The 24,067-nt window shown below is 72.8% G+C and carries 15 protein-coding genes; 8 read left to right on the forward strand and 7 right to left on the reverse strand.

Annotation, left to right across the window (positions count from 1 at the left end):
- Nucleotides 1-508: 508 nt before the first annotated feature.
- The 3 genes from WMF44_RS37420 (at nucleotide 509) to WMF44_RS37430 (ending at nucleotide 7,090) form a co-directional block, all read left to right on the forward strand.
- Nucleotides 509-4,825, forward strand: coding sequence for a VIT domain-containing protein (locus WMF44_RS37420; protein WP_437294829.1), 4,317 nt, complete (start codon nucleotides 509-511; stop codon nucleotides 4,823-4,825).
- Nucleotides 4,822-6,090 (forward strand): hypothetical protein, encoded by a 1,269-nt coding sequence (locus WMF44_RS37425; RefSeq protein ID WP_437294830.1) that lies wholly within the window; start codon nucleotides 4,822-4,824, stop codon nucleotides 6,088-6,090. Before WMF44_RS37420 ends, WMF44_RS37425 begins: the two co-directional genes overlap by 4 nt.
- A 124-nt stretch (nucleotides 6,091-6,214) precedes the next feature.
- Nucleotides 6,215-7,090 (forward strand): Uma2 family endonuclease, encoded by an 876-nt coding sequence (locus tag WMF44_RS37430; RefSeq protein WP_437294831.1) that lies wholly within the window; start codon nucleotides 6,215-6,217, stop codon nucleotides 7,088-7,090.
- Nucleotides 7,091-7,145: 55 nt separating this feature from the next.
- Here WMF44_RS37430 and WMF44_RS37435 read toward each other — a convergent pair whose 3' ends face one another.
- Together WMF44_RS37435 and WMF44_RS37440 are read right to left on the reverse strand one after the other, a co-directional pair.
- Complete coding sequence (locus tag WMF44_RS37435) at nucleotides 7,146-8,045, reverse strand: dienelactone hydrolase family protein (protein WP_437294832.1); 900 nt, start codon at nucleotides 8,043-8,045, stop codon at nucleotides 7,146-7,148.
- Nucleotides 8,046-8,108: 63 nt separating this feature from the next.
- Nucleotides 8,109-8,516 (reverse strand): response regulator, encoded by a 408-nt coding sequence (locus WMF44_RS37440; RefSeq protein WP_437294833.1) that lies wholly within the window; start codon nucleotides 8,514-8,516, stop codon nucleotides 8,109-8,111.
- Nucleotides 8,517-9,279: 763 nt separating this feature from the next.
- Between WMF44_RS37440 and WMF44_RS37445 the strand changes: the two genes are divergently transcribed.
- From WMF44_RS37445 to WMF44_RS37455, 3 genes are all read left to right on the forward strand, one after another.
- The gene (locus WMF44_RS37445) at nucleotides 9,280-10,200 is read left to right on the forward strand and encodes a protocatechuate 3,4-dioxygenase (protein WP_437294834.1); all 921 of its coding nucleotides are present in this window, start codon (nucleotides 9,280-9,282) and stop codon (nucleotides 10,198-10,200) included.
- A gap of 202 nt (nucleotides 10,201-10,402) precedes the next feature.
- Nucleotides 10,403-11,686 carry a diaminopimelate decarboxylase gene (locus tag WMF44_RS37450; RefSeq protein ID WP_437294835.1) on the forward strand — a complete coding sequence of 428 codons (1,284 nt, stop codon included), beginning with the start codon at nucleotides 10,403-10,405 and terminating at the stop codon, nucleotides 11,684-11,686.
- Between the two features lie 91 nt (nucleotides 11,687-11,777).
- The gene (locus tag WMF44_RS37455; RefSeq protein ID WP_437294836.1) at nucleotides 11,778-13,766 is read left to right on the forward strand and encodes a bifunctional metallophosphatase/5'-nucleotidase; all 1,989 of its coding nucleotides are present in this window, start codon (nucleotides 11,778-11,780) and stop codon (nucleotides 13,764-13,766) included.
- A 201-nt stretch (nucleotides 13,767-13,967) separates the two neighbouring features.
- On the opposite strand, the gene WMF44_RS37460 is transcribed toward WMF44_RS37455, so the two are convergent.
- The 3 genes from WMF44_RS37460 to WMF44_RS37470 all read right to left on the reverse strand — a co-directional run bounded on the left by WMF44_RS37460 (nucleotide 13,968) and on the right by WMF44_RS37470 (nucleotide 18,817).
- Nucleotides 13,968-15,092 (reverse strand): hypothetical protein, encoded by a 1,125-nt coding sequence (locus WMF44_RS37460; protein ID WP_437294837.1) that lies wholly within the window; start codon nucleotides 15,090-15,092, stop codon nucleotides 13,968-13,970.
- 426 nt (nucleotides 15,093-15,518) lie between these two features.
- Nucleotides 15,519-17,612 (reverse strand): PPC domain-containing protein, encoded by a 2,094-nt coding sequence (locus tag WMF44_RS37465; RefSeq protein ID WP_437294838.1) that lies wholly within the window; start codon nucleotides 17,610-17,612, stop codon nucleotides 15,519-15,521.
- Nucleotides 17,613-17,899: 287 nt separating this feature from the next.
- The gene (locus WMF44_RS37470; RefSeq protein WP_437294839.1) at nucleotides 17,900-18,817 is read right to left on the reverse strand and encodes a prephenate dehydratase; all 918 of its coding nucleotides are present in this window, start codon (nucleotides 18,815-18,817) and stop codon (nucleotides 17,900-17,902) included.
- Nucleotides 18,818-19,358: 541 nt separating this feature from the next.
- Between WMF44_RS37470 and WMF44_RS37475 the strand changes: the two genes are divergently transcribed.
- Nucleotides 19,359-20,000, forward strand: a complete 642-nt coding sequence (locus WMF44_RS37475) for an RNA polymerase sigma factor (protein WP_437294840.1) — start codon at nucleotides 19,359-19,361, stop codon at nucleotides 19,998-20,000.
- Between the two features lie 12 nt (nucleotides 20,001-20,012).
- Here the strand turns inward: WMF44_RS37475 and WMF44_RS37480 are convergent, their stop codons facing one another.
- Nucleotides 20,013-20,459 (reverse strand): helix-turn-helix domain-containing protein, encoded by a 447-nt coding sequence (locus WMF44_RS37480; RefSeq protein ID WP_012239654.1) that lies wholly within the window; start codon nucleotides 20,457-20,459, stop codon nucleotides 20,013-20,015.
- Between the two features lie 360 nt (nucleotides 20,460-20,819).
- Between WMF44_RS37480 and WMF44_RS37485 the strand changes: the two genes are divergently transcribed.
- On the forward strand, nucleotides 20,820-21,401 hold the full coding sequence (locus tag WMF44_RS37485) for a hypothetical protein (RefSeq protein WP_437294841.1): 582 nt from the start codon (nucleotides 20,820-20,822) through the stop codon (nucleotides 21,399-21,401).
- A 50-nt stretch (nucleotides 21,402-21,451) separates the two neighbouring features.
- Here WMF44_RS37485 and priA read toward each other — a convergent pair whose 3' ends face one another.
- The gene (priA, locus tag WMF44_RS37490; RefSeq protein ID WP_437294842.1) at nucleotides 21,452-23,920 is read right to left on the reverse strand and encodes a replication restart helicase PriA; all 2,469 of its coding nucleotides are present in this window, start codon (nucleotides 23,918-23,920) and stop codon (nucleotides 21,452-21,454) included.
- Between the last annotated feature and the right edge of the window lie 147 nt (nucleotides 23,921-24,067).

A 24,067-nucleotide genomic window follows, 5' to 3' on the forward strand; every position in this document is an offset into this window, starting at 1 on the left:
TCGCCGATCTCCAGCAGGCGCTCCGCCGCAACGTCTTCGGAGGTGCCTCCAGCTTCGCGGAACACCGGGCGCTCTGCGCAGGGCGTGAGGCCCTCGGTCGGATGGAGAGGAAGAGTTGAACGCAAAGACGCAAAGACGCCAAAAGACAAGAGAGAATATTTTCTCCATCGTTCCCTTGGAGCGCGGGCGCTGCAATCTCCTCCTGGCGTTTTCACGAGCTTTTCTCTCTTCTCTTTGCGCCTTTGCGCCTTTGCGCCTTTGCGCCTTTGCGTTTAAGTCTTCTTCTCTTGGCGTCTGTGCGGCTCGCAGTTCGTCCCCACACCAGGCGGCAGCCGGATGCGCGCCGCTCGCCATCCCGCTCCGGCTTGGGGCTACGCTTCCTCCGCGCTTTCCCGTTACGATGACCAGCGCGATCGCTTCGGCAGATCGCCGGGGGGCATGGGACGTCTGCATGCGGCCCCGCGCAGGGCTCCCGGGGGCGAGGGCCACCGCGGCGAGGAGGTCTTGGATGTCGTCGCACGAACAGGTAGAGCCGGCCGATACGCCGGCAGAAGAGGGCGCAGCAAGGGCGGGGGCCGAGCTTGCGCGCCGCAGGCGCGGCCTGCGCTTCCGGCTCGCGCTCGGGGCGCTCGCGCTCGCCGCCAGCGTGACCGCGCTCGTCCTGACCCACGAGACGAAGCCCGAGAAGACCAGCGCCATCGGCGCGCGGCTCGAGCTGTCCTCGGGGGAGGTGACGCTCGCGGCGAGCGGTCAGGGCGAAAGGAAGTCGACGGTGGTGTCCGGGATCCCGGTCCCGGTCGGGGCGAAGCTCGCGACCGGAAAGGGCGCGCGGGCGCTCGTCCGGCTCGCCGACGGCTCGGCGGTGTTCCTCCGCGCAGACTCGGAGATCGCGCTCCGCGCCGAGGGGCTCTCGATCACCCAGGGCGAGGTCTGGCTCGACGCGCCGCCCGAAGGGCGCAGCGGGCTCTCGCACGCGCTCGGGGACGTCAACGTCTCGGCGGCCGACGCCGGCCTGTCGATGAGGCGCTCGGGCGACGCCGTGAGCGTGTACGTGGCGCGCGGGCTCGCCGTCGTCGCGGCCCCCGGCGGGCGCGTCGAGGTGCACGCAGGGGAGCAGGCGACGGTCGCCGGCAGCGGCGCGCCCAAGGTCGCGCCGCTCGCCTACTGGGAGGACTGGACCGGCGGCATGGGCGACCACCGGCCGCTCGCAGGCGAAGGCAGCGGATCGGGCCGGATCTACGGCGTCGACCTGCAGGGCGCCCCCGGGACGCAGGCGCGCACGCTCGAGATCAGCCGGCAGGCCGTGCGGGCCGTCCTGCGCGACGGCATCGCCGAGACCGAGGTCGACCAGACCTTCTCGAACCCGGGCGGACGACAGGTCGAGGGCTGGTACTGGTTCACCGTGCCCGAGCGGGCGATCGTGAGCTCGTTCGCCGTGGAAACCAACGGCGTGCTCGTCGAGGGCGAGGTCATCGAGCGGAAGGAAGCGGCGCAGCGGTACCAGACCGCCGTGCAGACCGGCCACGAGCCGGCCCTGCTCGAGTGGGTCGACGGACACAGCTACCGCGCCCGCATCTTCCCCGTGCCCGCCAGCGGCTCCCGGCGCGTCGTGCTGCGCTACGTGGAGATGCTCAGCGCGCCATCAGGTAAGCTTGCTTACGTTTATCCGATGCGCGCGAGCGATCCCGTGCAGATCGGCGAGTTCTCCCTGTCCGTGGATCTCGGCCAGGCCGGCCAGGGGCTGCAGATCGCGACGCTGGCCGACGCGGTGGTCGAGGACGGCGGACGGCGGGTGAGCATGCGGCGGAGCGGCTACGAGCCGCGCGCGGACTTCCAGCTCGAGGCCTCCGTCAAGGTGAAGCCGTCGCCGCTGCGGGTGTCGCGCTTCGCTGCGGGCGAGGACCGCGCGGACTACGTGATGGCCAGGTACGTGCCCGACGTGGACTGGGCCGAGCTCAAGGAGCTGCCCGCCGACCTGGTCGTCGTGGTGGACACGTCGGCGTCGGCCGACGAGTCGGCGCGGCAGCAGAAGGCGGCGGCCGCCGAGGCGATCCTGCGGGCGATGTCGCCGTCGGACCACTTCGCGCTGATCGCGCTCGACTCGGCGCCGGCGGTCCTGCACCCGAAGGACGGGCTGGCCGAGGCGTCGGACAAGGAGATCTCCGCCGCGCTCACGCGGCTGGCCGAGCACGCGACCGGGGGCGCGACCGACCTCGGCGCGCTGTTCGAGTCGGCGCTCGGGCGGGTGCACGGCAAGGAGCAGCCGGCGGTCATCTACATCGGCGACGGGCTCGCGACGAGCGGCGAGGTGACGGGCGCGCGCCTCGCGGAGCGGCTCCGGCGCTCGCTCACGGGCTCGCGCGCGCGCTTCTTCACCGTGGGCGTCGGCGAGAACTCGAACCACGCGCTGCTCCGCGAGCTCGCGCGCGCCGGGGGAGGACAGGCGTTCCGGATCGACGAGGCCGAGGGCTCGACGTCCGAGGTGCTGCGCCTCGCCGGCGCCATCAAGACGCCGACCATCACCGATCTCGCGATCGACCTCGGCGCGGGGCTCGACGAGCCGATGCTCACCGCGAGCGGCAAGGTGTCGCGCGGCGAGGAGGTGGTGCTGCTCGCGCGCACGCACCACGCGCTGCCCACGAAGGCGATCGTGAAGGGGCGGCTCGCGGGGAAGGAGTACACCCGCGAGCACCCCATCGAGCTCGATCGGGGCGTCGGCGCGGCGCTGGTGCCGCGCTTCTGGGCGGCCGAGAAGGTGCGGCGGCTGCTCGCGGACGGCGACGACATCGAGGCGCACCGGGGCAAGGTGGTCGAGCTCGGGCTCGACTACGGGCTGATCACGCCGTTCACGAGCACGCTGGCGCTCGAGAGCGAGCAGGCCTACGTGAACCAGGGGATCCGGCGGCGGCGCTCGCCGCTCCGGGGCGAGCGGCTGACGGCGCTCACGCCCCAGCGAGAGCGCGAGCTCGCGGCGCTGCTCGCGCCGCCCTCCGCGGCCGTCGCCGCCGGGTGCTCGAGGAGCGAGCCGAGCGCGAGCTACGAGGAGAGCCCGGCGAAGGAAGGCGGCCACGGCGCGAGGGCGCAGGCCGCGGCGCCAGCGCCAGCGATGGCGCCGGCGATCGCCGAGCAGGGCAACGAGCGGGACCAGAGCCCCAAGGGAGATGTCGCCTCGCCCGGCGCCACGCTGGCGGCCCCGCCCCCCGCGCCCGAGGCGGCGCGCCCGGCCGAGGAGGCGAAGCAAGAGCCCCTGCGGCAGAAGCTGGAGGCCGCGGCGAACCGGCCGGTCGCCCCCCGCCCGCCGGCTGCGCCCATGAGCGCGCCGGCGGCCGGCGAGCCGTCCGAGCTCGCAACGATCGGCGCGACCGGCCTCAAGCGCGCGGCGGGCGGCGGCGGTGCGATCACGCCGCCCGACGCCTTCCTGCGCCTGGACAAGGCCCGCAAGGCAGCGCCGGCGGCGGTGCGCCCCGCCTCACGGACCTCCCCGCCGCCGAGGCGCCCGCAGGTCGCGATGGCGCCGTGCAGCGACACAGCGCGGCGGCCGCTCGCCGAGCGCATCGTCGTCTGGTCGAAGCGCCTCGCCCGCGCCACGACGGCGGAGCAGCTCATCGCGCGCTACGAGGGCGCGCTCACGACCTGCGAGCTGCCGGACTGGCGATCGAGGGCCGCGCTCCTCTCGCTCCTCCAGGCGAAGGTGTCCACCGAGGGCGGCGCCGAGGCGCTGCTCGCCCGGTTCGAAGGCGAGCCCGAGGCGCAGCGGTTCATCGCGCACGCGCTCCTCAGGCGGAGCGTGGACCCGGCGATCTCCGCGGCGGTGCGGCGCACGCTGTTCGGGGGCGTCGATCCCAGGGTGAGCTGGGCGCTCCTCGACGAGCGGCTCGCGGCGCTCCCGGCGGTGGACCAGCGGCTCGCGCTGGTGCGGCAGGCGCTCACCGAGCGGCCCGACGATCCGGAGGGGGAGATCCGGCGGGTGCGCCTGCTCGCGGAGGCGGGCCGGAAGGACGAGGCGCTCGCCTACGGGCGGCGGCTGCGCGACCGCGGCTTCATGAGCCCGGCGCTCGCGCTCGATCTCGGCGACGTGCTCGCGTCGAGCGGCTTCGAGGCGGACGCGCTGCGCACGTACTCGGAGGTCGTCGAGTTCGATCCGACGAGCCCCGCGTCGCGCGCGATGCTCGGCGACGTCTACCTCCGGCACGGCTGGTACGCGGCGGCGTACCGCCAGTACACGACGCTGACGGACCTCGCGCCGGCCGAGCCCCAGGGCTGGCTGCGGCTCGCCGCGGCGGCCGCGGGCAGCGGGCGCGTCGACGAGGCGCTCCGCATCCAGCGCAAGGTCGCCGCCGCGGAGGGCACGCCGGGGCCCGACGATCCGCGCGCGTGGGCGCGGCTCCTGTCGGCGGCGCGCATCGGCCGGCTGCTCGCCGGGGGCGGCGGCGCGGCCCCCGCGGCCGGCGCCGAGGCCGAGAGCCTCGCCCGCAAGCTGAAGGAGCTCCAGCTCTTCAGCGGCCCCGGGGCGCTGCGCGTCGTGCTCTGGGAGGACTACGCCGCGGAGCTCGCCCTCGCGGCGCGGGACGGCCAGGTGGACGCGGCGCTCGGCGACGGCACCTTCGCGCCGGCGGTCGGGCTCGCGGCGGTGCAGCTGCCCGCCCCGGAGCTCGCGCGCCTCGAGTGGCGCGTCCGGTTCCGCAGCGATCCGCCGGGGAGGGACGTGCGCTTCGTGGTGACGACGATCGTGTGGGACGGGGCGTCGTTCCAGGTGACGAGCGCGCCGGGGTCGATCGGCGCGAAGGACCGGGAGGTCGCGCTGGCGAGCGGCGCGCTGCCATGATCGACGTCTCGCTGCTCGGCTGGCTCCTCGTCACGCTGACGTCGCCCCTGTCGCTCGTCCTGCTGCTCGTGGCGCTCGGCTCGGTGGCCTACCTCGGCGTGACGGCGCTCGAGGCCGCGCCGCGCCAGCGCGGCGCGCGCGCGGTCGGCACGGGCGCGGCGGCCTGCGCGCTCGCGGCCGGGATGGTCGGGCTGCGCGTGGGCGCGGGCGCGGGCGCGGCCGTCCCGACGGCCGCCGTGGGGATCGCCGCCGCGGCCGCGCTCGGGGCGACCGCGGCGTGCGCGTGGACCTTCGGCGCGCGCGCCGCGGCCGCGCTCGGGGCGGCGCGGGCCCGCCGGAGCGCCGCGGCGCTGCGGGCGGGCGACGAGCGGCGCCGGCTGCTCGCGGCGAGCCAGCGCGCGTACGCCGAGGGAGACGACCTCGCCGCCGAGACGGCGGCGGCCGACGACGCCGTCGCGCGGCTGCGCGCCGCGGTGGGCGCGCTGGCCGGCGCGCGCGCCGCGCTCGAGGCGAAGCGCGCCGGCGCGCGGGACGCGCCGCGGTCGGAGCGGCGACCGGAGGCGAGCGCGCTCGCCGACGACCTCGCGCGCGCGTGCGACGAGGCCGCGCTGAAGCTGTCGATGGGCCAGCGGGTGCTCGCCGCCGCGGAGGCCGCGGCGCTGCGGATCGCGTGCAACGCGCCGCTCCGGCGGCTGCTGCGGCGGCGGCCGCGCGAGGCGGCGCAGGCGCTCGCGACCCTGGGCGCGGGCGCGCTCGCGCCGGCGGCGGCGTCGATCGAGGCGTTCCTCGGCGAGGTGCGGGCGGCGCGCGCCGAGGTCGTGGAGATCGCGGAGCGGCGCGCGCCGGGCGCGGCCGATGAAGACGGTGCGCCCGGCGAAGACGGCGCCACCGGTCCAGAAAGAGCGGAGGGCCCGGCGGCGCTCGCGTTGCGCGAGCTCGCCGCGATGGAGTCGGCCTACGGCGCGCTGCTCGAGCGGCTGCGCCTGGCGGAGCTCCACGCTTCGGCGCGCGCCTCTGTCGAGCAGGTCGAGAGCGCCGCGGGCGCGCTCTCCGCGACGGCGAGGGCGGCGGCGATCGACCCGGCGGCGATCGGCGCGCTCGTGACGGAGATAGCGCGCGCCGAGTCGGCCGTCGCCGCCGCCGCGCCGGAGGCCGGGGGCTCGCGCGCGCTCGCCGAGGCGCTCGCCGCCGGCTCGGTGGCGCTCGATCGGAGCGACGCGACGTCGCTGGCGGAGCTCATCGCAGCGCTGCGCGAGCTCCGCTGAGGCGATGAGCGACGACCGCCCCTGAAAATCGAACGGAAAACGATGCCTGGCCGTACGGGGTGCCCTTGGCGCGCGGCGCCCTGGGAGCCTCCCCGAGCGAGGTCGGTTGAGCTAGGCTTTGCGTGTGGTTCAGGCCCTCCCTGCCGGTTATCTCTTCGACCCTGCCGATCCGCGCGCGCCGACGAGCGAGCAGTGGGCGCGGATGACCCCGTCCGAGCGCGCGCGCGTCGTCGACATGCTCCCCGCCGAGGTCCCGCTGGAGCTCATGCCTCCCGAGGGAGACGCGCACCGCAAGGCGAAGCGCGACGCGCTCGACGCCCTGGACGGCTTCTTCCGCCGCACCGCCCGCAAGATCTACCTCTCTTCCGAGCTCGCCGTCTTCTACCCCGGCGAGCCGCGGTTCGCGCCCGACCTGCTCGCCGTGGTCGACGTCGAGCCCCACGAGCGCATGCGGTGGGTGGTCGACCACGAGGGCAAGGGGCTCGATCTCGTGATCGAGGTCCACGTCGCCGGCAGCCGCACGAAGGATCACAAGCTCAACGTCGACCGCTACGCCCGGCTCGGCATCCACGAGTACTTCCTCTTCGACCGCGCCCGCCTGCGCCTGCACGCCTACAGGCTGCCCGCGGCCCAGGAGAGCGATCCCTCACGCCCGCGCGCCTACCAGCGCATCGTACCTCAGGCTGGCCGGTTCGCCTCCGAGGTGCTCGGCCTCGATCTGCTGCTCGACGGCCCTCGCCTCCGCTTCTTCGCGGGCAACGCCCCTCTCGAGGACGCGGACGAGATGATCGCCCGCCTCGGCGGGATGCTCGATCAGGTCATCTCCCACCAGGAGGACGCGCAGCGCATCACCGAGGAGCTGGCCGCGGAGCTCGACAGGGAGCGGCGCCTGCGCGAGGAGGAGCAGCACCTGCGCGAGGAGGAGCAGCGCCTGCGCGAGGAGACAGAGAAGGAGCTGGCGCAGGCGCGCGCGGAGATCGAGCGGCTCAGGTCCCGCTGAGCGCCTGGCCGGCGAGGGGGATGGCCGCCTGAGCCCTCCTCGCCAGCCTCGCCGCTCATCCCCCCTTCAGCTTCGCCGCCAGGAACCGCCGCGCCTTCTCCCACGCGTCCGCCGCGGCCTTCGTGTCGTACCGCTCTCCCGACGGGTTCGCGAAGGCGTGGTCGGCGTCGTACCGGAGCACCTCGTGCTCGATGCCCGCGTCGTGGAGCGCCTTGTCGAAGTCGTTGACGACCTCGGGCGGGATGCCCTTGTCCTGGTTGCCGAAGATGCCGAGCACGGGCGCCTTGATCGCCTTGAGCTGCGCGGGGTCGGTGACGAGCCGGCCGTAGTAGATCACGGCCGCGTCGAGCTCGGGCTCGTTCAGCGCGAGCTTGAGCGACCACGCGCCGCCGAAGCACCACCCGATCGAGGCCGTGCGCGGCGCGAGGACGCGCGCGTCCGTCGTGAGGAAGCGGTGCGCCGCGCGCACGACCTCGATCCCCTTCGCCTCGTCGACCGCCTTCATCGCCGCCATCGCGTCGTCCGGCGTGGTCGCGACCTTGCCGCCGTAGAGATCCACGGCGAGCGCCGCGTACCCGTCCTCCGCGAGGCGATCGGTCCAGTGCTTGATGTGCTCGTTCAGGCCCCACCACTCGTGGATGACGACGACGCCCGCGATCGGCGGCTTCGCGTCCCGCGGCAGGCTCAGGTACGCCTTCGTGCCAGCCACCTCGACCGTCTGTCCTCGCGCGGGCGGGGCCTTGTCCGCCCTGAGCTGGTGGAGGGCCTTGAAGTCCTCCTCCGAGAGCAGCCCGGTCGGGCCGACTTCACCGGGCGCGCCGGACGACGCCGGCGCCGCGGCCGCGGGCGGCGGCTCGACGCGGGGCGCGGGAGACGAGGCAGAGCAGGCGGTCGCGACGAGCAGCGCCAGCGGCGCAGCCACGCGGAAGCGGCGTAGGTGGGACAGGAGCGTCATGGCGCGCACCCTACCAGCTCGGAGCGGCGCGCCGGAAGCCTCGCCGCGAGGCGTCGCGCCCGCCTACGTCGCGACGCGCAGGCCCAGCTGGCTCGACGCGACCCCCCGCCGGACGGCGGCCACCAGCGTATCCGGGGCGAACGGCTTGGCGACGAACGCATTGGCGCCGAGCCGGAACGCCCGCTCCCGCTCGCGGGGCGAGGACATCGACGAGACGATGACGACCGCGACGTCGCGATGGTGCCGGCTCTGCCGGATGAAACGGATGAGCTCCAGGCCGTCGATGTCCGGCAGGTGGATGTCGAGGATCACCGCGTCGTAGGCGCCCCCGTGCATCCGCCGGAGCGCCTCGAACCCGCTCGCCGTCTCGGCGACCTCGACCGCCGGCCCGAGCTCTGGCGCCCCCTCGAGCGCCGCGCGCATGTAGGTCCGCATCGCGGCGGAGTCGTCGATGAGGAGGATGCGGGTCATGCAGGGGGTCCGGATCGAGCTCTCGAGGGGGCGCCTAGTACACCACAAACGGCAAAATCAGAAGTGTTTGTCGGTCTTCCGACAGGAGAGCGCGTCCCCGGCGGCGCCCCCGAGCCCTCCAGGCCCGGCTGCGCGCTGGTCAGGTGCCCCGGGGCGGCCTCCAAGGACCGGCCTGGCCCCTCCTCGAGCCCGTGCCGTGATCACATCGGCGCGTTCCGGGAATTCGTCTGAGTCACCCAGGAAACCTTGTGCGCACCGTGCGCACTGTATTTCTTCACCAGGGCTGCTTCGATGAGAGCCCTGGTTCTGCGACGGCAGCGCCGGACGGGGCGAGAAAGAGACGATTTGCGGTACGCCGCTCCGCTACCGCGCACCTCGGCGCGTCGCCCGGTTCTTACTTAGGAGGGCCAAGCCCGTATGTCCTTGAAGCACTGTCTCACCGTGAACAGCGGATGGGGCAGCCTGTCCTCGGGCAGCTTCGGTACCCGTGCTCCCCGACCCCTCCTCGGCGCGCTCATCCCGCCGCTCGTCATGGTGGCGTGCCAGTCCGAGACCGGGAACGGCGATGACGCGCCCGATGACGATGACGCGGCGTCGACGAGCGCCTCCCCGGCGACCGGCGGCGCTGGCGGCGTCGACCACGGCCCCACCGTCAGCCACGGCGCCAGCATGGGCAGCGCCGGGGCGGGACGCCGCTCCCTGTCCGGTCGAGCCAGGGTGATTGCACGGGTCAGATCAGCGACTCATCGAAGGAGACCGTTGTATGCGCAATAGCCAAGGAGCCGTGCCGCGAGAGCTGCTCGACTGGGTCTTCAACCGTCGGCAGCCCCTCGTCAAGCTCGGGGCGTTCGCCATCACCAGGCCCGTACTCGTGTCCTGCAGGGAGGACGACGAGAGGGGCGGCGACCTGAGCGGGAGCGGCACCGGCGGCAGGGGGGGCACGTGGAGCGGCCCTGATAGCTCGGGCAGCTGCACCGCCGGCCCCATCGCCACCAGCTCGAGCAGCGCCGTCGGCGGCGTGGGCGCGGGCGGCGCCGACGCGCTGGATCCGTCGATCTTCAAGGGCGCCGGCAGCTGCCGATTGACCGCCACGGACATCGGGGGTCCGTTCTTCATCGACGACAGCGAGATCCCGAACGACATCAGCCTGTTTCGCAGCGACATCCGGGACGACCACCCCGGCTGCGAGCTCCGGCTCTATGTCCGCCTGCTCGACGCCCGGAACAACAACGAGCCCCTCCCCGACGCCGAGGTCTACATCTGGCACTGTGACGCGGATGGGCGAACCAGCGGCTTCGAGCATCCGAGCCCCTCCACGCCGCCCACGGGCGCGGCCGATCACACCCCGGAGAGCCAGGATCGGTTCTGCCGCGGCGTGCAGCTCTCGGACCGCAACGGGATCGTGGGCTTCAAGTCGATCTATCCCGGGTCGGACGCGGGGCGGCCGGTCCACGTCCACATGGTCGCTCGCATCAACGGAGCCACGACCAGGCTGATCACGACGCAGCTCTATTTCGACGCGGACCTCAGCGCGGAGGTCTTCCAGAAGGAGCCAGCCTACGCGGCTCGCTCGGCGAACCTCGCGGCATCCAGCCTCAATCCGCCGCCAGGCGGCGTGGTCATGCCGGCCACGTACACCTCGGGGCTGATCACCAGCATTCTCGACATCATCGTCGAGGCCTGAGCGCACGGGTGTCCCGCCCGGGGGCCGTGCGTCACGCCCCCGGCTCGACCCGGGCCACCCCTCGGCGAGCCGGGACCGCGCCTGCCCGCTGCTCGCCGAGCGTCACGAAATTTCGAGGAAACAGGGCACCTCTGCCGTTCGCCGCGCCGGCGCGGGGCGGACAATCACCCTCGGGGGCGCCAGACTGCGGCAGGGAGGTTCCATGAGCGACACGGATCGGCTGGATCCCGGGAGCATGGCGCGCGCGTTCCGGGAGGCGCGGCGCCGCGGGATGGATGTGGAGCCGGCGGTCCTGTTCCACGACCTGGGGCGCATGCGGGCGCGCATCGGACGGATCGGCGCGGCGTTTCCGCCGGGCGCCCTCCACACCGTCGCGATCAAGGCGAACCCCCTCGTCGAGGTCCTGCGGGCGGCGGTCGACTGCGGCGCTGGGCTCGAGGCGGCCTCGCTCGAGGAGGTGAAGCTCGCGCTGGCCGCCGGCTGCCCTCCCGACCGCATCGTCTACGACTCTCCCGCGAAGTCCCGCGCCGACATCGCGGAGGCCCTCCGCCTGGGCGTGCGGCTCAACGCCGACAACCTCGACGAGCTCGGGCGCATCGACGAGCTCGTCGGTCACGGGGGGGCGGCCAGCCGCATCGGGCTGCGCATCAACCCGCAGGTCGGGGCCTCCAGCATCGCCCTGACCAGCGTCGCGGATCGGCGCTCCAAGTTCGGGGTCCCCCTCGAACAGGCCGACGCGGTGCGCGCCGCCTTCGCACGGTACCCGTGGCTCGCCGGGCTGCACGTGCACGTCGGCTCGCAGGGGTGCGCGCTCTCGCAGCTCATCGACGGGATCGGCCGCGTCGAGGCGCTGCGCCAGGAGCTCCGGCGCGCGATGGGCCCGCTCGCCGCCGGAACCATGGATATCGGCGGCGGTCTGCCGGTCGCCTACAGGAGCACGGATCGCCCCCCGGCGCTCGAGGACTACGCGGCCGCGCTGCGGCGCGAGGTGCCGACGCTCTTCGAGGAGGGGACCGCGCTGATCACCGAGTTCGGGCGCTGGATCCAGGCGGGCTGCGGCTTCGCGGTCTCGCGGGTGGAGTACGTGAAGAAGGACTCGGCCGGGCGCACCGCGATCCTTCACCTCGGCGCCGACTTCCTGCTGCGCCGCGCGTATCACCCGGACGACTGGCACCATGACTTCATGGCGCTCGATCCCGAGGCCGAACCCAAGGGGGGACCGCTCTCGCCGTGCACCCTCGGCGGCCCGCTCTGTTTCGGCGGCGACGTGCTGGCCCGCGAGCTCGCGTTTCCGGAGCTGTCGCCCGGCGATCTCGTGCTCATCCGCGACACGGGGGCTTACACGCTGAGCATGTGGTCCCGCCATTGCAGCCGCGGCATCCCTGCTGTGCTCGGCGTCGACGCGGACGACCTCCGGGTCCTGCGCGAGCGCGAGTTGCCAGAGGACGTCGTAGCGTTCTGGAGCCGCGGCCGCGGCCGGCCATGAGCCCGCCGCGCGGCGTTCACATGGCCGTTTCCAGGGGAATCCAGCATGTGGCACCATGGAACGGCGAGCGCAGCGGCGTGGAGGAGCAGAGATGAGATCGAGCGGAGCTTCGTGGGTCCTCGGGCGATGCGCACGAGCGTGGCGGGTCACGCTCCTCGGAGCCGCGCTGTGCGTGCCACCCGTCGCCAGCGCGGGCTGCGGCGATGACGAGGCGACGAACACCGCCTCGGTGTCCAGCGGCAGCGGCGGCGCGACGGGTACCAGCTCGGGCGGCGGCGCTGCCGGCTCGGGTGGCTCCGGCGGCGATGCCGGCTCCGGCGGCTCCGGTGCCGGCGGCTCGGGCGGCTCCGGCGCGGCTGGCTCCGGCGGCTCCGGCGGCGCTGCCGGCTCCGGTGGTTCCGGCGGCACCGGCGGCTCGGACGGCACCGGCGGCGCTGGCGGCTCCGGCGGCTCCGGCGGCGACACCGTGAGCGTGCAGATCATCGCCCTCAACGACTTCCACGGCAACCTGGAGCCCCCCACGGGCAGCAGCGGCAGGATCACCGTATCTGCCACACCCACCAGCACCACCGTGGACGCCGGCGGCGTCACTTACCTGGCGTCCCGCGTCGCCGCGCTCCGCGCCACGAACCCGAACACCGTGGTGGTCTCGGCCGGCGATCTCATCGGCGCGAGCCCGCTCGTGTCGGCGCTGTTCCACGATGAGCCCACGATCGAGGCCATGAACCTGCTCGGCCTCGACATCAACGGCGTCGGCAACCACGAGTTCGACAAGGGCACCTCCGAGCTCCTCCGGATGCAGCACGGCGGGTGCAGCCCGGTCGACGGCTGCAGCGACGGCACCCCCTTCGTTGGCGCGACATTCAAGTTCCTCGCCGCCAACGTCGTCGTGGATCCGTCGACCGGGAAGACGCTCTTTCCGCGCTACGACGTCCGCGAGTTCGACGGCGTGAAGGTCGCCTTCATCGGCATGACGCTCGAGGACACGCCGACCATCGTGACGCCCATCGGCGTCGCGGGGCTGACGTTCATGGACGAGGTCGATACAGTGAACGACATCGTCCCGGAGCTCCAGGCGCAGGGCATCGAGGCGATCGTCGTGTTGCTCCACGAGGGAGGGCTCCCCACCGGCCTCTACAACGAGTGCCCGGGCCTCTCTGGCCCCATCGTCGACATCGCCACGAACATCGACCCTGCCGTGGACGTGATCGTCTCAGGGCACACCCATCAGGCGTACAACTGCATCCTCGGCGACAAGATCGTGACGAGCGCGGCGTCGTTCGGCCGCCTGGTGACGGACATCGATCTGGAGATCAGCAAGAGCACGGGCGACGTGACGGCGAAGGCGGCGAACAACGTCATCGTGACGCGCGAAGCGCCCGACGCGGGCGTGAGCACCCTGGTGACACGCTACAAGGACCTCGCGGCGCCGCTGGCCAACGTGCAGGTCGGCACCATCACCGCGACGCTCGACCGCGCGGTCCCTGCCATGGGCGCCGGGCTGTTCACGATGGGCGCGGTGATCGCCGACGCCCAGCTCGCCGCCACGCGCGACGCGAGGACCGGCGGTGCCGAGATCGCGTTCATGAACCCGGGCGGCATCCGCGCGGACCTCACCTACGCGGCCTCGTCCACCGAGGTCATCGACGGGGTGGTCACGTTCGGTGAGGTGTTCACGGCGCAGCCCTTCGGCAACAGCCTTGTCGTGATGACCCTCACGGGGGCGCAGATCGACACGCTGCTGGAGCAGCAGTTCCGGCTGGACGCGGGGGGCGTGCAGCAGAGCCTGATCCTGCAGGTCTCGGACGGCTTCACGTACACGTACAGCCAGAGCGCGCCCATCGGCGCGAAGGTCGACATCGCCTCGATCCGGATCAACGGCGTCCCGATCGAGGCGGCGCGGACCTACCGGGTGACGGTGAACAGCTTCCTGGCGACGGGCGGCGACGGCTTCACCGTGCTCAACGACGGCACCGATCGGCTCGGCGGCGCGCTGGATCTGGACGCGCTGCGGGACTACTTCGCGGCGAGCTCACCCGTCTCCCCGCCCGCGCTCGACCGGATCACGGTCGTGCCCTGATCGGGCCTCCTGGAGATGCGCAAGCTCGCCCTTCAGCTGCGCGGCCTTCGTGCATAGAGGAAGCGTGCATAGCCGTCGCCGGCGTTGCCAGGCCACGTCACGTTCTCGCGGGTGAGAGCGCCGTCGCCGAAGGCGTGGACCGGCGAGGAGCGCCCGCCGGTCGGTCGACGCAGCTGTGGGAAGGGAGCGAGCCCGCCCTGCCTAGCCCGGATTCACCGCGATCTGCATCTGGGCGATCACGATGTCCCCGTCCATCACGGCCTTGGCACGAAGGCCGCTGTTGCCCGCCTCGTCGGCCTTGATGGCGCCCTGGTAGTAGGTCGCCAGGTTGCCGGTGGTGCGCGCCTTGTACGGCTCGTACTTGGTATGAACGGAGTCGGTGAAGGCGGGATCGAAGTAGAACTGCGTCGTGAAGATGTGGTCTCCACCCTGGTACGTGGTGCGCCCCTTCGACATCGACCCCTTCTTGAAGCAGACGAAGTGGATGTGAACGTCGCGGCCGTTGTACCAGCCGGGGAAGATGCTCCGGAACGAGACGACGCCGTTCGCGTCCGTGGTTTGCACGCCGCGACAGAAGCGGTCCGTGTTGTTGAGATCGTTCTGACCCGGCCTGCCCGCATAGGGCGAGTCGGGCTTCTGTTCGCTGGCAGCACCCCTCGTCCCGAAGCCGCTGTAGAACCCCTGCCCGTCCGTGTGCCAGATGTAAACGTCCACATCGGGCAGGCCGACGCCCTTGCCATCGCAGCCGGGCGCGCTCAGGTCGACAACGCGCAGGTGGAGGTGCATCTCCACGCCCTCCGGCGCGCTCTCGTTGTAGCGACCACGAATGTCCTGTCGGATCAGGGAGATGTCGTCGTTCTTCTCGAGCTCGTGAATGAAGAAGGGGCCCTGACCGGCGCCGTCCGTCTTGTTGATCGCCCTGCACATCGGCACATCGTCGAACGGCGGCGCAATGATGCTGTCGCCGCCGCCGGCGCCACCACCACCTCCCGTGCCCGGCTCGGAGCCTCCCTCGCCTGAGCCACCCGAGCCCGCCGTGGAGCTGGTGCTGCCCGGTCCCGCGCCGCCCGAGCCCGCCGTGGTGGTGGCAGGGTCGGCCCCCCCGCCTCCCGAGCCCGAGCCCGAGCCCGAGCCCGAGCCCGGACCCGTGGTCCCGTTGCCCCCGGAGCTCGCAGCTCCTCCGCCGGCGCCGCTGGGGTCACCCGACTCGCCGCCATCTCCGCACGACACGGTGACGGCAATCACTCCCAGCCCCAGGAGCGCCTGCCGCCGGTCAACGACCTTGAACAACGGGCCCTGGGTCTCGGTATCTCGTTCCTTGCTCATAAAGCAGCTCTCCTCAGGTGGTCGATGACCTGTCCGTCCGGCGGACAAGGCGCCGAAAAGGCGGCAACATCTTCCCAAGAACGGCGACAGTAAAGCATGGCGGCGCGGGGCGTGGAAGATGGGACCCGAGCTGATCCCACATTCCTACCCTCATGTAGTTATCCTTTGCTGTTTCACGCGCATCGGCGCGTCAGGCATCGAGGGTGACAGGGGCCTGCACGCCACCCCGGATCCACGTGCGAAGAACCTCGATCAACGCCGGGAATCCCATGGCTCAGGCCGGCATCGGTCGCTTGTTGCACGTCGCCTGGTGGAAGGCCCCGCAGGCAGCGGCTGTGGAGCAAGACGAGGCATCCTTCGATGCATGAGTGCGTTGTGGATACAGCGCACTTTTCCAGGAGGGAGGCGAGTCGCGCAAGCGACCTTTCACCGCACGATCGCGGGCCGCGGGGGCCACACCATCCGCTGCTCGGCCGCGAGCGCGGGCGAACGATGGATGGCGGGCGGCGCCGCGAACGACGCCTCCGGCGTGCCGCCGCCGGCCGCGGTCTTCTTCGGCCACCAGTCCATGCTGAGGTGGATGTGGTGGTGGTGATACGGCCACCCCGCGCCGTACGCCATCCGGTCCGAGAAGCTCGCGAGCTCGTCGTCGGTGATCTTCCGCCGATCCCGCGCCGGGAGGGCGTTCAGCTTGGCCGCGGTCCTCGACAGGAACGGCGCGATGACCTTGTCCACGCCGATGACGCGCGTGCGGGGCGAGCGGAACAGCCTGGCCATGAAGAACGCCTCCCGCTCGAGGTCGACGATGTGCTTCCGCTTCGCCGCCGAAGAGCAGTACCCGTCCTCGTGCTTCGACCCGTCTCCGCAGATGATCTCCCCATCGTTCGATCCGTCCGTCTGGAAATAGGCGATGTCGATGTTGCCCCCCTGGTCGTGCGTCGACTCGGGGTGACGCGGGCTGTCGACGTCGTAGCCGGGCGTGACGCCGTTGATCTGGCAGACGTCGATCAGCGAGAGCGGCGTCGTGCCCGGGAACGCGTGCAGCGTCTCCGCGAGGGCGTCCCGGACGAGCATGATGAGCTCGCGCCGAGCAAAGCGGTAATTGCTGAACGTCTCCCAGATGTAACCGCCGCCGACCGCCGAGTCGTCGAGGTCGGGGAACGGGAACGGCAAGAGCCCGCCGCCGCGCTCGCCGAAGCCGGCGCACTCGTCGAACGAGAAGCCGGCGTCCACGCAGCTCGGGCCGTCGACATACGGAGTCGACGTCACGTCCAGGCCATAGACGTTCTGCGCGCCGTCGTGGCCGACGACCCGGACGAAGTACTCGGCGCCACCCCGCTCGGAGTAGAACCCGTAGAACTCGGTGTCCGTCTCCTGATCGCGGTACGCGTACGGGTACTGCGCGCCGTCGCGCGCGCCGAGCAGGCGGCCCACGCCGTCATAGACCACCAGATCGATGTCCCCGGCGGCCTGACGGAACCGGATGCCCACGCGGACGAGGGTCCGCTCCGGCACCACGATCTTGAACCAGTCCTCGTCCCCCTCGCAGAGGGTGAGGTCCCCCGTGACGCCCATGGGCGCGATCACAGCTGCTCCCAGGTCGTCGTTGGGCTCGAGGACGTCGCCCTCGGCGCCGCAGGCGGAGGGGCCCTTGCGGCACGCGCCGCCGTCGCAGGAGCTGCCCTCCGGACACCAGCCGGACGGGACGTCGGGTGAGCACGCGACATCGTCCGATACGCAGAGCTCCCCGAGGCAGGTCGTGCCCTCCGGGCAGGTCGACGCGCCGTCGCAGCCGGCGTAGCAGGCCGACCTGCCGTCGCCGTCGACGGTGTGACACACGTAGCCAGGCCGGCAGTCGAGATCGCTGCCGCAGGTGTTCATGCACACCGGCGAGCCGCCCTCCGCCGCGGGGAAGCAGCCCGCGCCTGGCCCGCACTCGTCATCGCTCTCGCAGTCGAAGGCGAGGCAGTACCCCTCCACCCAGCCGTTCGGCGCCGAGGGATCCTCGTCACGATAGCAGGTCGCGCCGCGCAGCGAGCACGCCTCGTCGGCGCCGCAGGCCGCGCCGATCTCCCCGGCGCCGACCGTGTCCTCCGCGCACGCCGCGCCGCAGGCCGCGTTGCACCCGCCGCCGCGCCGGGGAGAGCACAGGCCATGACGGCTCTGCACGCCATCGCAGGTCTCTGGATCATAGAGGGGATAACACACCCCCGAGTCGGTCAGGATGTCCGTGTTGAAGCAGCGCGCGCCGGGCGCGCAGCCCTGCTCGCTGTTCGGCGCCGTACACAGCCCCTCCGCGCGCTGCATGCAGATGCCGAGCATGCAGACGGCCGCCTCGCCGTCGCAGTCCGCATCGCAGCTGCAGCTCGCGCCGGCGGGGAGGCGCTTCTGGCTCGCCCCGCCGCTCTGCATCTCGCTGTCGACCGTCGACTCCGATTCCCATGGGCCCACATCACACGCTTCCAGAGAACCCATGAGCGCCGGCACCACCACGAAGAGCCATCGCCAATGTAGATCCATGCCACCTTGCCTAGTGAGGAGTGCGAGAGCGCACCTGTCGAGCGTTCTAGTCACAGGCGAGGGGTAACTGGTTATTGAAAAGAGCGCGTGAGTCACGCGGGATACCCCGCGCAAAGATATTCCCATCTTCGCAGCGGCGTTGTCCTCCCCGCGCGTGGGGGCGCCCACGCGACGAGCGGCTGGCGCGCGTCCGCCGCGGTGGACTCTCGGTCATCCGACGTTCCGGCCGCGCCGCGCGGACAGGGCCCGCGCGGGTCGGCGATCGTCACCGGGTCGGCCCGGGGCGCCTACTCGTACTTCTGGCTGACGCGGAACGAGCCGAGCGAGCGTACGCCCGTCGCGTGCTGCTCGAGCAGCGCGAGGGCTTCCTTGAACGCGGGCTCCTCCGTGCTGCCCTCGCACTCGACGAGGAAGAGGTACTCTTCAGGGCTGTCCGGCAGCGCGCGAGAGACGATGCGCGTGAGGTTGATGTGGTGTCTCCCGAGCGCGGAGAGCGCCGCGACCAGGGCGCCCGGGCGGTGGTCCAGCCCGAACAGGAGCAGCGTCCGCCCCCCCGAGGCCGGCGGCTCCGCGGCCTTCCCGACGATGAAGAAGCGCGTGATGTTCTCGCCCTTCGCGCCGAGCTTCGGCACGAGGATCTCCAGCTTGTAGATGGCCGCCGCGCCCCTGTTGCCGATCGCGCAGGCCTCGCCGTCCTGCGCGGCGCGCTCGACCGCCTCGGCGGTGCTCTCGGCCTCGAGGATCTGCGCGTCAGGGTAGGTCTCGCGCAGCCAGTCGCCGCAGTGCTTGAGCGGGACGAAGTGCGAATAGATGCGCTTCGGCGCCACGCCCGCCCTGCCGAGGAGCGACAGCGTGACGTGCAGCGAGAGCTCCTCGCACACGACGAGCGCCGCGCCCGTGCCCTCGCGGCGGATCAGCTGATCGACGGTGTCGTAGATCGGTCCGCCCACCGCGTTCTCGATCGGCACGACGCCGTAGGTCGCCGCGCCGCCGGCCACGGCGTCGAACACCTCCGAGATGGTGCGCCGGGGCGTGAGGTCCGCGCTCGCGCCGAAGCGCCGGGACGCGACCTCGTGGCTGAACGTCCCGGGCCGCCCGAAGTAGGCGACCCGCTGGCGCGCCGCCGGGGCCCCTGCCGCGTCGCTCGCCGCGGGCGCCGCGTCGTCGCCGCGCGCCGTCCCTGGCTTCCCCGCGTCAGCCGACATGAGCGATGGGCGCCTCGCCAGCGCCCGCGCGGACGGTCGCGACACGCCCCCCACAGGGCGCGCCGCTCCGCCGTGGGGCCGGCATCCTTCGATGGAAGCTGTGCATCGAGCGCCGCCTGTCTACCGGCGCGATGCGGCGGAGTCCAGCGAGGAAAGCGGGGGCGTCTCGCCTGCCTGCCTACCCGCGCAAGGAGGCGCCCGCCCCCCGCGGCGCACCAGGCCGCGGCCGCCGAGTCCGCCCGCCCGCCCGCCCGGCGATCGCGCTTCATCAGCCGGGAGGGAGCACCATCGTTGCCGACGTCGCCGGGAGGTCCCCTGACCCAGGTTCGGGCGAGGAACGATCGTTACATCGCGAGAACCATCGTCGTTCGGCGCTTTCCCGAGCGATTCGGCCTGCATGCGCGCAGTTGGCCAGGCGGAGGCCGGCGCAGGAGATGACCACATATACATACATCTGACCACTTTTTCGATCAAATTTCGCCTGTGATCGCCACGACCAGTTTTTGCAAGTTCCGTTTCTTGTGATAACGATCGTTACGCGATGTCGGGAACGGGGCGTGGAGGCCATGGTTCAGGGCCGCCGAACGACAGAGAAGGGGCCTACTGGCGGATCTTCAACAAGAAAACGATCGTGCTCGTGCGGCGATGGCTTCGCCTCCTGGGGGTTCCGCGCCGGGATCGCTGGGACATCGCCCAGAACGTGATGCTCGCGGCGCACGAGAGCTTCGGGAACTACGATCCGGACCTCGGGCCGTCCGACCGCTGGCTGAACAAGATCGCTGTCCACGCCGCGTCCCACTACGGGCTGCGCGAGCGGCGCCGGAAGGAGGATCCGTTGCCTGACGACTTCGACGCAGAGCTCGACGAGCCCTCGGCCGAGGAGCAGCTCATCTCGGCGTGCGATCGCCTGTTCGCGCGCGCGGTCCTGCGCGAGCTCGACGCCGAGCTCGGCGCGATCCTCATGGCCCACGACATCGAGGGCGTCCCCATGGCGGCCTTCGCGAGCCGGGCGGGAATCCCCCTCTCGACGGCGTACAAGCGGCGGAGCCGGGCGCTCGCCGCGTTTCAGCAGCTGGCCACGCGGCGCCTCGCGTCGATGCCGGGCGAAGAGGCGCGGGGCGGCGGCTCGTCGGAGCCCGGCGCCGGGCCACCTCGCGTCGCGGGCTGGCCCGCGCGGACGTGACGGCTCAGGGGCTCATCGTCCGCGCCGGCTCGATGACGAGGGGGCCGAGCCGCGCGACCCGCGCTCCTCGGGCCGAGGCCGCGAGCGGAGCCGCGCGCGCTCCGGATCCTCGTTGATGAGCGCGAGGATGGCCTGCTTCTTGGGCGAGTCGTCGGGCTCGATCAACAGGAAGAGGAGCGCCTCCTGGAGCGCCTCGGGCGCGCGATCGAAGCGATCGGCGACGACCGCGGAGACCGGGCTCCTCCCGTCGCCGGGCAGGAGGAGCCGAGCATCGCAGTTGAGCCCCTGTGCGATGAGCGCCAGCGCGCCGAGCCCGAGATCGCGCTCGCCGCGCTCGACCTGCCGCAGGTAGGTCGCCGAGAGGCGCGCTTTCTCGGCGAACTCGGCGTAAGTGAGCCCGTGCAGCTGCCGGAGCACGCGAATGGCCCGACCGACCTCCTTGGGAAGCGCATCGCTCATGGCCGGCGCAGCCTATCAACTCCCGCCGCGACCGGAAAAGCATGATCGCACGCTTCTCCCTGCATTCGCGCGGGGCGCACGTCGATGTCCGTTACTTACTATAACTGATTCAGCTCCTCCAAGAGCGCCCGGGAGTGCGAGTTCTCGCGCTCCTCGATCGCTTATGCCTGTGAGGAGGGGCGCTTGGCCGCCGCTCGGGTCGACGCGGGGTCTGCGCCGGTTGCGCCGGTTGCGTCGGTTGCGTCGGTTGCGCCGGTTGCAGCCGCGGGGCGCTTCTGCCATTCCTGGCGCGTTCGCTGGCAGGATGTGCGCTGTAGCGAGCGCGTGTCTCGGCCCCTTCGGGGGACGGCAAGGGGTTCGATGATCCGTCTGGAGCTTTCAGGAGAGCACACCCGGCTGCACTCGACGCTGTGCGCCCAGTGCCCGCAGGGCCCCGCGGGGTGCTGCGTCAGCCCGCCCGAGCTCGACTGGACGGACATCGGGCGCATCGTCTCCCTCGACGGCCGTGGCTGGCTGCTCGAGCAGATCGCCGCAGGCAACCTGCTCCCCGTGAGCCGCGGACTCGAGCTCCGGCGCGTGCGGAAGCGGGAGGAGCGCACGGCCCCGCGGCAATCGAAGTGCGTCTATCACGGCGCGCGCGGCTGCTCCGTCCCCGCCGAGCGGCGGGCCGCGACATGCAATTACTTCCTCTGCGAGGACGCCTTCGCCGAGCGCGCGGACGGCCAGGCGGATCCTGCGTCCGCCGAGGGCCGCCGGGCGCACGCGCTCCTCCGGGACGTCTACGGCCGCTGGGACCGTGAGCTCGCCGAGGCGGTCGCGTCCCGCCCGGAAGGGCCGACGTGGGACGCGGCGTTCCTCGACTGGCTGGGCGCGGAGTTCGAGCGGCTCTCGCGCGCGTCGCGCGACGCGCTCGGCGAGCTCACCGCGCGTGGATCCGGGTAGAGAGCGCCGCCGGCGCGGCGAGCGCGCCCGTCTCCCAGGGAGATCGCCCGTCACAGCATGGCGACCGGATCCACGTCGATGATCACCCGGGCGTTCCGGTCAAGGCCATCCCTTATCAGCCCGGCCAGCGCCGCGAGCGCCCCACGGAGCGGACCGCGATCGCGCGCCCGGAGGAGCACCCGGAACCGGTAGCGCCCGCGCAGCCGCGCGATCGGCGCCGCCGACGGGCCGAGCACCTCGACGCGCCGGGCGACCCCCTCGGGGCAGGTGCGGGCGTGGGCCGCGAGCTTCGCCGCGGCGCCGCGCCCCACGCTCTCGTCGACCGCGTCGATGCGGAGCAGCGCCAGGCGCGTGGCCGGCGGATAACCCACCTCCTCGCGGTCGCGGATCTCCCGCTCGAGAAAGCCGGGCACGTCGTGCGCCGCGGCGAACGCGATGGCCGGGTGCTCGGGGTTGCGCGTCTGGATGAGCACGCGGCCGGGGCGGTCGCGCCGCCCCGCGCGCCCGGCCACCTGCACGAGCAGCTGGAAGCCGCGCTCGGCCGCGCGGAAGTCGGGCAGCCCGAGCGCGGCGTCGGCGTTCACCACGCCGACCAGCGTCACGTTGGGCAGGTCATGGCCCTTCGTGACCATCTGCGTGCCGACCAGGATGTCGATCTTGCCCTCGCGCATCCTCGCGAGGATCGCCTGCGAGCGATCCTTGCCGGCGACGTCGCGATCGAGGCGCGCCACGCGCGCCTCCGGGAACGAGCCGGCGATCGTGGCCTCGAGCCGCTCGGTGCCGAGCCCCTCGAGCAGCAGGTTCCGCGCGCCGCACGCGCCGCAGCGGTCCGGCAGCGGCCCCGCATAGTCGCAGTAGTGGCAGCGCAGCCGCCCGCCCTCCGGCCGCTCGTCGAGCGGCGCCGCGGGCGCGGGCGCGCCGCCCGGCGAAGGCGCGCGCGCGTCGCCCGGCGAAGGTGCGCGCGCGTCGCGGCGCCGCCCGCGGTGGTACGTCAGCGCGACCGAGCAGGCGTCGCACGTGGTCAGCGTCCCGCACGAGCCGCAGACGACGCTCGGCGCGAAGCCGCGGCGGTTCAGGAAGAGGATCGCCTGCTCCTTCGCCGCGAGCGTCTTCTCGAGCGCGCGGTGCAGCGGCAAGGAGATCAGCGGATCGCCCGAGGGGCCGGCGCGGAAGCGGCGGAGATCGACGAGCGAGACCTCGGGGAGGCTGGCCTCGCGGTGCGCGCGGTCCGGCAGGCGCAGCTCGGCGAGCTTGCCGCGGCGCACCAGCGCGACGGACTCGATGGAAGGGGTCGCGGAGCCGAGCACGCACACCGCCCCCGCGCGGTGGGCGCGGAGCAGCGCCATGTCGCGCGCGTGGTAACGCACGCCCTCCTCCTGCTTGAACGAGCCGTCGTGCTCCTCGTCGACGAGGATGAGGCCGAGGTCCGGCACCGGCGCGAACAGCGCGGAGCGCGCCCCGATGGCGACGCGCACCTTGCCGCCGTGGAGGCTCGCCCACATCGCGTGGCGGTCGGCGTCGCTCAGCCCGCTGTGCAGCACGGCGAGCTCGTCGCCGAAGCGGGCGCGGAAGCGCGCGACGAGCTGCGGGGTGAGGGCGATCTCCGGCACCATGACGAGCGCGCCGCGGCCCCGCTCGAGGCAGCTCTTGATGGCGCGCAGGTACACCTCGGTCTTGCCGGAGCCGGTCACGCCGAAGAGGAGGAACGCGCTCGGCCGCGGCTCCTGCCCGGCGGGCCGCGGCTCCTGCCCGGCGGGCCGCGGCTCCTGCTGGGCGATCGCGGGGTGCTCCCCTCCCCCGGACGGCGCGAGCGCCGCGAGCGCGGCGTCGATGCGCGCCGCGGCCTCGGCCTGCGCCGCGTTGAGCTCGGGGGGCACGTCGCGCTCCTCGGCGCGGCGGAAGAACGGGTCGCGCGGCGGCTCGCGCTCGTCCAGGGTGACGAGGTTGCGCTCGGCGAGCTTCTTCAGGGCGCTGCGCGCGTTGCCGAAGCGCTCCTCGATCCGCGCGACCGGCTGCTCGCCGTTCGCCCGGAGCAGCGCGAGCACCGCCGCGGCCTGCCCGCGGAGCGTGCCGGGCTCCTCGACGACGTCGGTCGCGCTCGCGTACGCGACCTTGCGGCCGCCGACCTGCTTGGCGCGGCCGAGGTCGAGGACGCCGTCGAGCTCCCCCTGGGCCTTGAGCGCGCGCACCTGCTCGCGCTCGATCGCCGGCAGCGCGAGGCGGAGCACCTCGCCGATCGGCGCGAAGTAGTAGGCGGCGAGCTCCTGCAGGAAGGCGAGCAGCTCCGCCGGCAGCGCCGGGCGCGCGTCGACGAGCGCCGCGAGCGGCTTGATCTTGGACGGATCGATGGCCGCGCTGCGCTCGCTGACGGCGAGCACCACGCCGAGCAGCTTGCGCCGATGGAACTCGCAGAGGACGCGCGCCCCCGGTCGGACCTCGCCGGCGAGCGCGGCGGGGACCTCGTAGGTGAAGGCCTGCGAGAGCGGGACGGGCACCGCGACGTCGGCGAGGAGGGGCATCGCTCCGGGAGGCCGCGCGCGGCGCGGCACGGGCGAGATACCAGAGAACGCCGCCCGGGACGAGGAACGCAGGGCGTGCGCGCGGGCGCCGCGCCCGGAAAGGAAAGACTCCAAAAAAAAGCGCCGCCGGGGCCTCGGGGGGGGGAA

The organism is Sorangium sp. So ce426 (genome assembly GCF_051475585.1).
GTDB classification, from domain to species: domain Bacteria; phylum Myxococcota_A; class Polyangia; order Polyangiales; family Polyangiaceae; genus Sorangium; species Sorangium cellulosum_B.

What these genes read in the sequence shown, in the direction of transcription:
- WMF44_RS37420 (WP_437294829.1), top strand. Translation starts at nt 509, where the DNA reads ATGTCGTCGCACGAACAGGTAGAGCCGGCCGATACGCCGGCAGAAGAG.
- WMF44_RS37425 (WP_437294830.1), top strand. Translation starts at nt 4,822, where the DNA reads ATGATCGACGTCTCGCTGCTCGGCTGGCTCCTCGTCACGCTGACGTCG.
- WMF44_RS37435 (WP_437294832.1), bottom strand. Translation starts at nt 8,045, where the DNA reads ATGACGCTCCTGTCCCACCTACGCCGCTTCCGCGTGGCTGCGCCGCTG.
- WMF44_RS37440 (WP_437294833.1), bottom strand. Translation starts at nt 8,516, where the DNA reads ATGACCCGCATCCTCCTCATCGACGACTCCGCCGCGATGCGGACCTAC.
- WMF44_RS37445 (WP_437294834.1), top strand. Translation starts at nt 9,280, where the DNA reads ATGCGCAATAGCCAAGGAGCCGTGCCGCGAGAGCTGCTCGACTGGGTC.
- WMF44_RS37450 (WP_437294835.1), top strand. Translation starts at nt 10,403, where the DNA reads ATGAGCGACACGGATCGGCTGGATCCCGGGAGCATGGCGCGCGCGTTC.
- WMF44_RS37455 (WP_437294836.1), top strand. Translation starts at nt 11,778, where the DNA reads ATGAGATCGAGCGGAGCTTCGTGGGTCCTCGGGCGATGCGCACGAGCG.
- WMF44_RS37460 (WP_437294837.1), bottom strand. Translation starts at nt 15,092, where the DNA reads ATGAGCAAGGAACGAGATACCGAGACCCAGGGCCCGTTGTTCAAGGTC.
- WMF44_RS37465 (WP_437294838.1), bottom strand. Translation starts at nt 17,612, where the DNA reads ATGGATCTACATTGGCGATGGCTCTTCGTGGTGGTGCCGGCGCTCATG.
- WMF44_RS37470 (WP_437294839.1), bottom strand. Translation starts at nt 18,817, where the DNA reads ATGTCGGCTGACGCGGGGAAGCCAGGGACGGCGCGCGGCGACGACGCG.
- WMF44_RS37475 (WP_437294840.1), top strand. Translation starts at nt 19,359, where the DNA reads ATGTCGGGAACGGGGCGTGGAGGCCATGGTTCAGGGCCGCCGAACGAC.
- WMF44_RS37480 (WP_012239654.1), bottom strand. Translation starts at nt 20,459, where the DNA reads ATGAGCGATGCGCTTCCCAAGGAGGTCGGTCGGGCCATTCGCGTGCTC.
- WMF44_RS37485 (WP_437294841.1), top strand. Translation starts at nt 20,820, where the DNA reads ATGATCCGTCTGGAGCTTTCAGGAGAGCACACCCGGCTGCACTCGACG.
- priA (WP_437294842.1), bottom strand. Translation starts at nt 23,920, where the DNA reads ATGCCCCTCCTCGCCGACGTCGCGGTGCCCGTCCCGCTCTCGCAGGCC.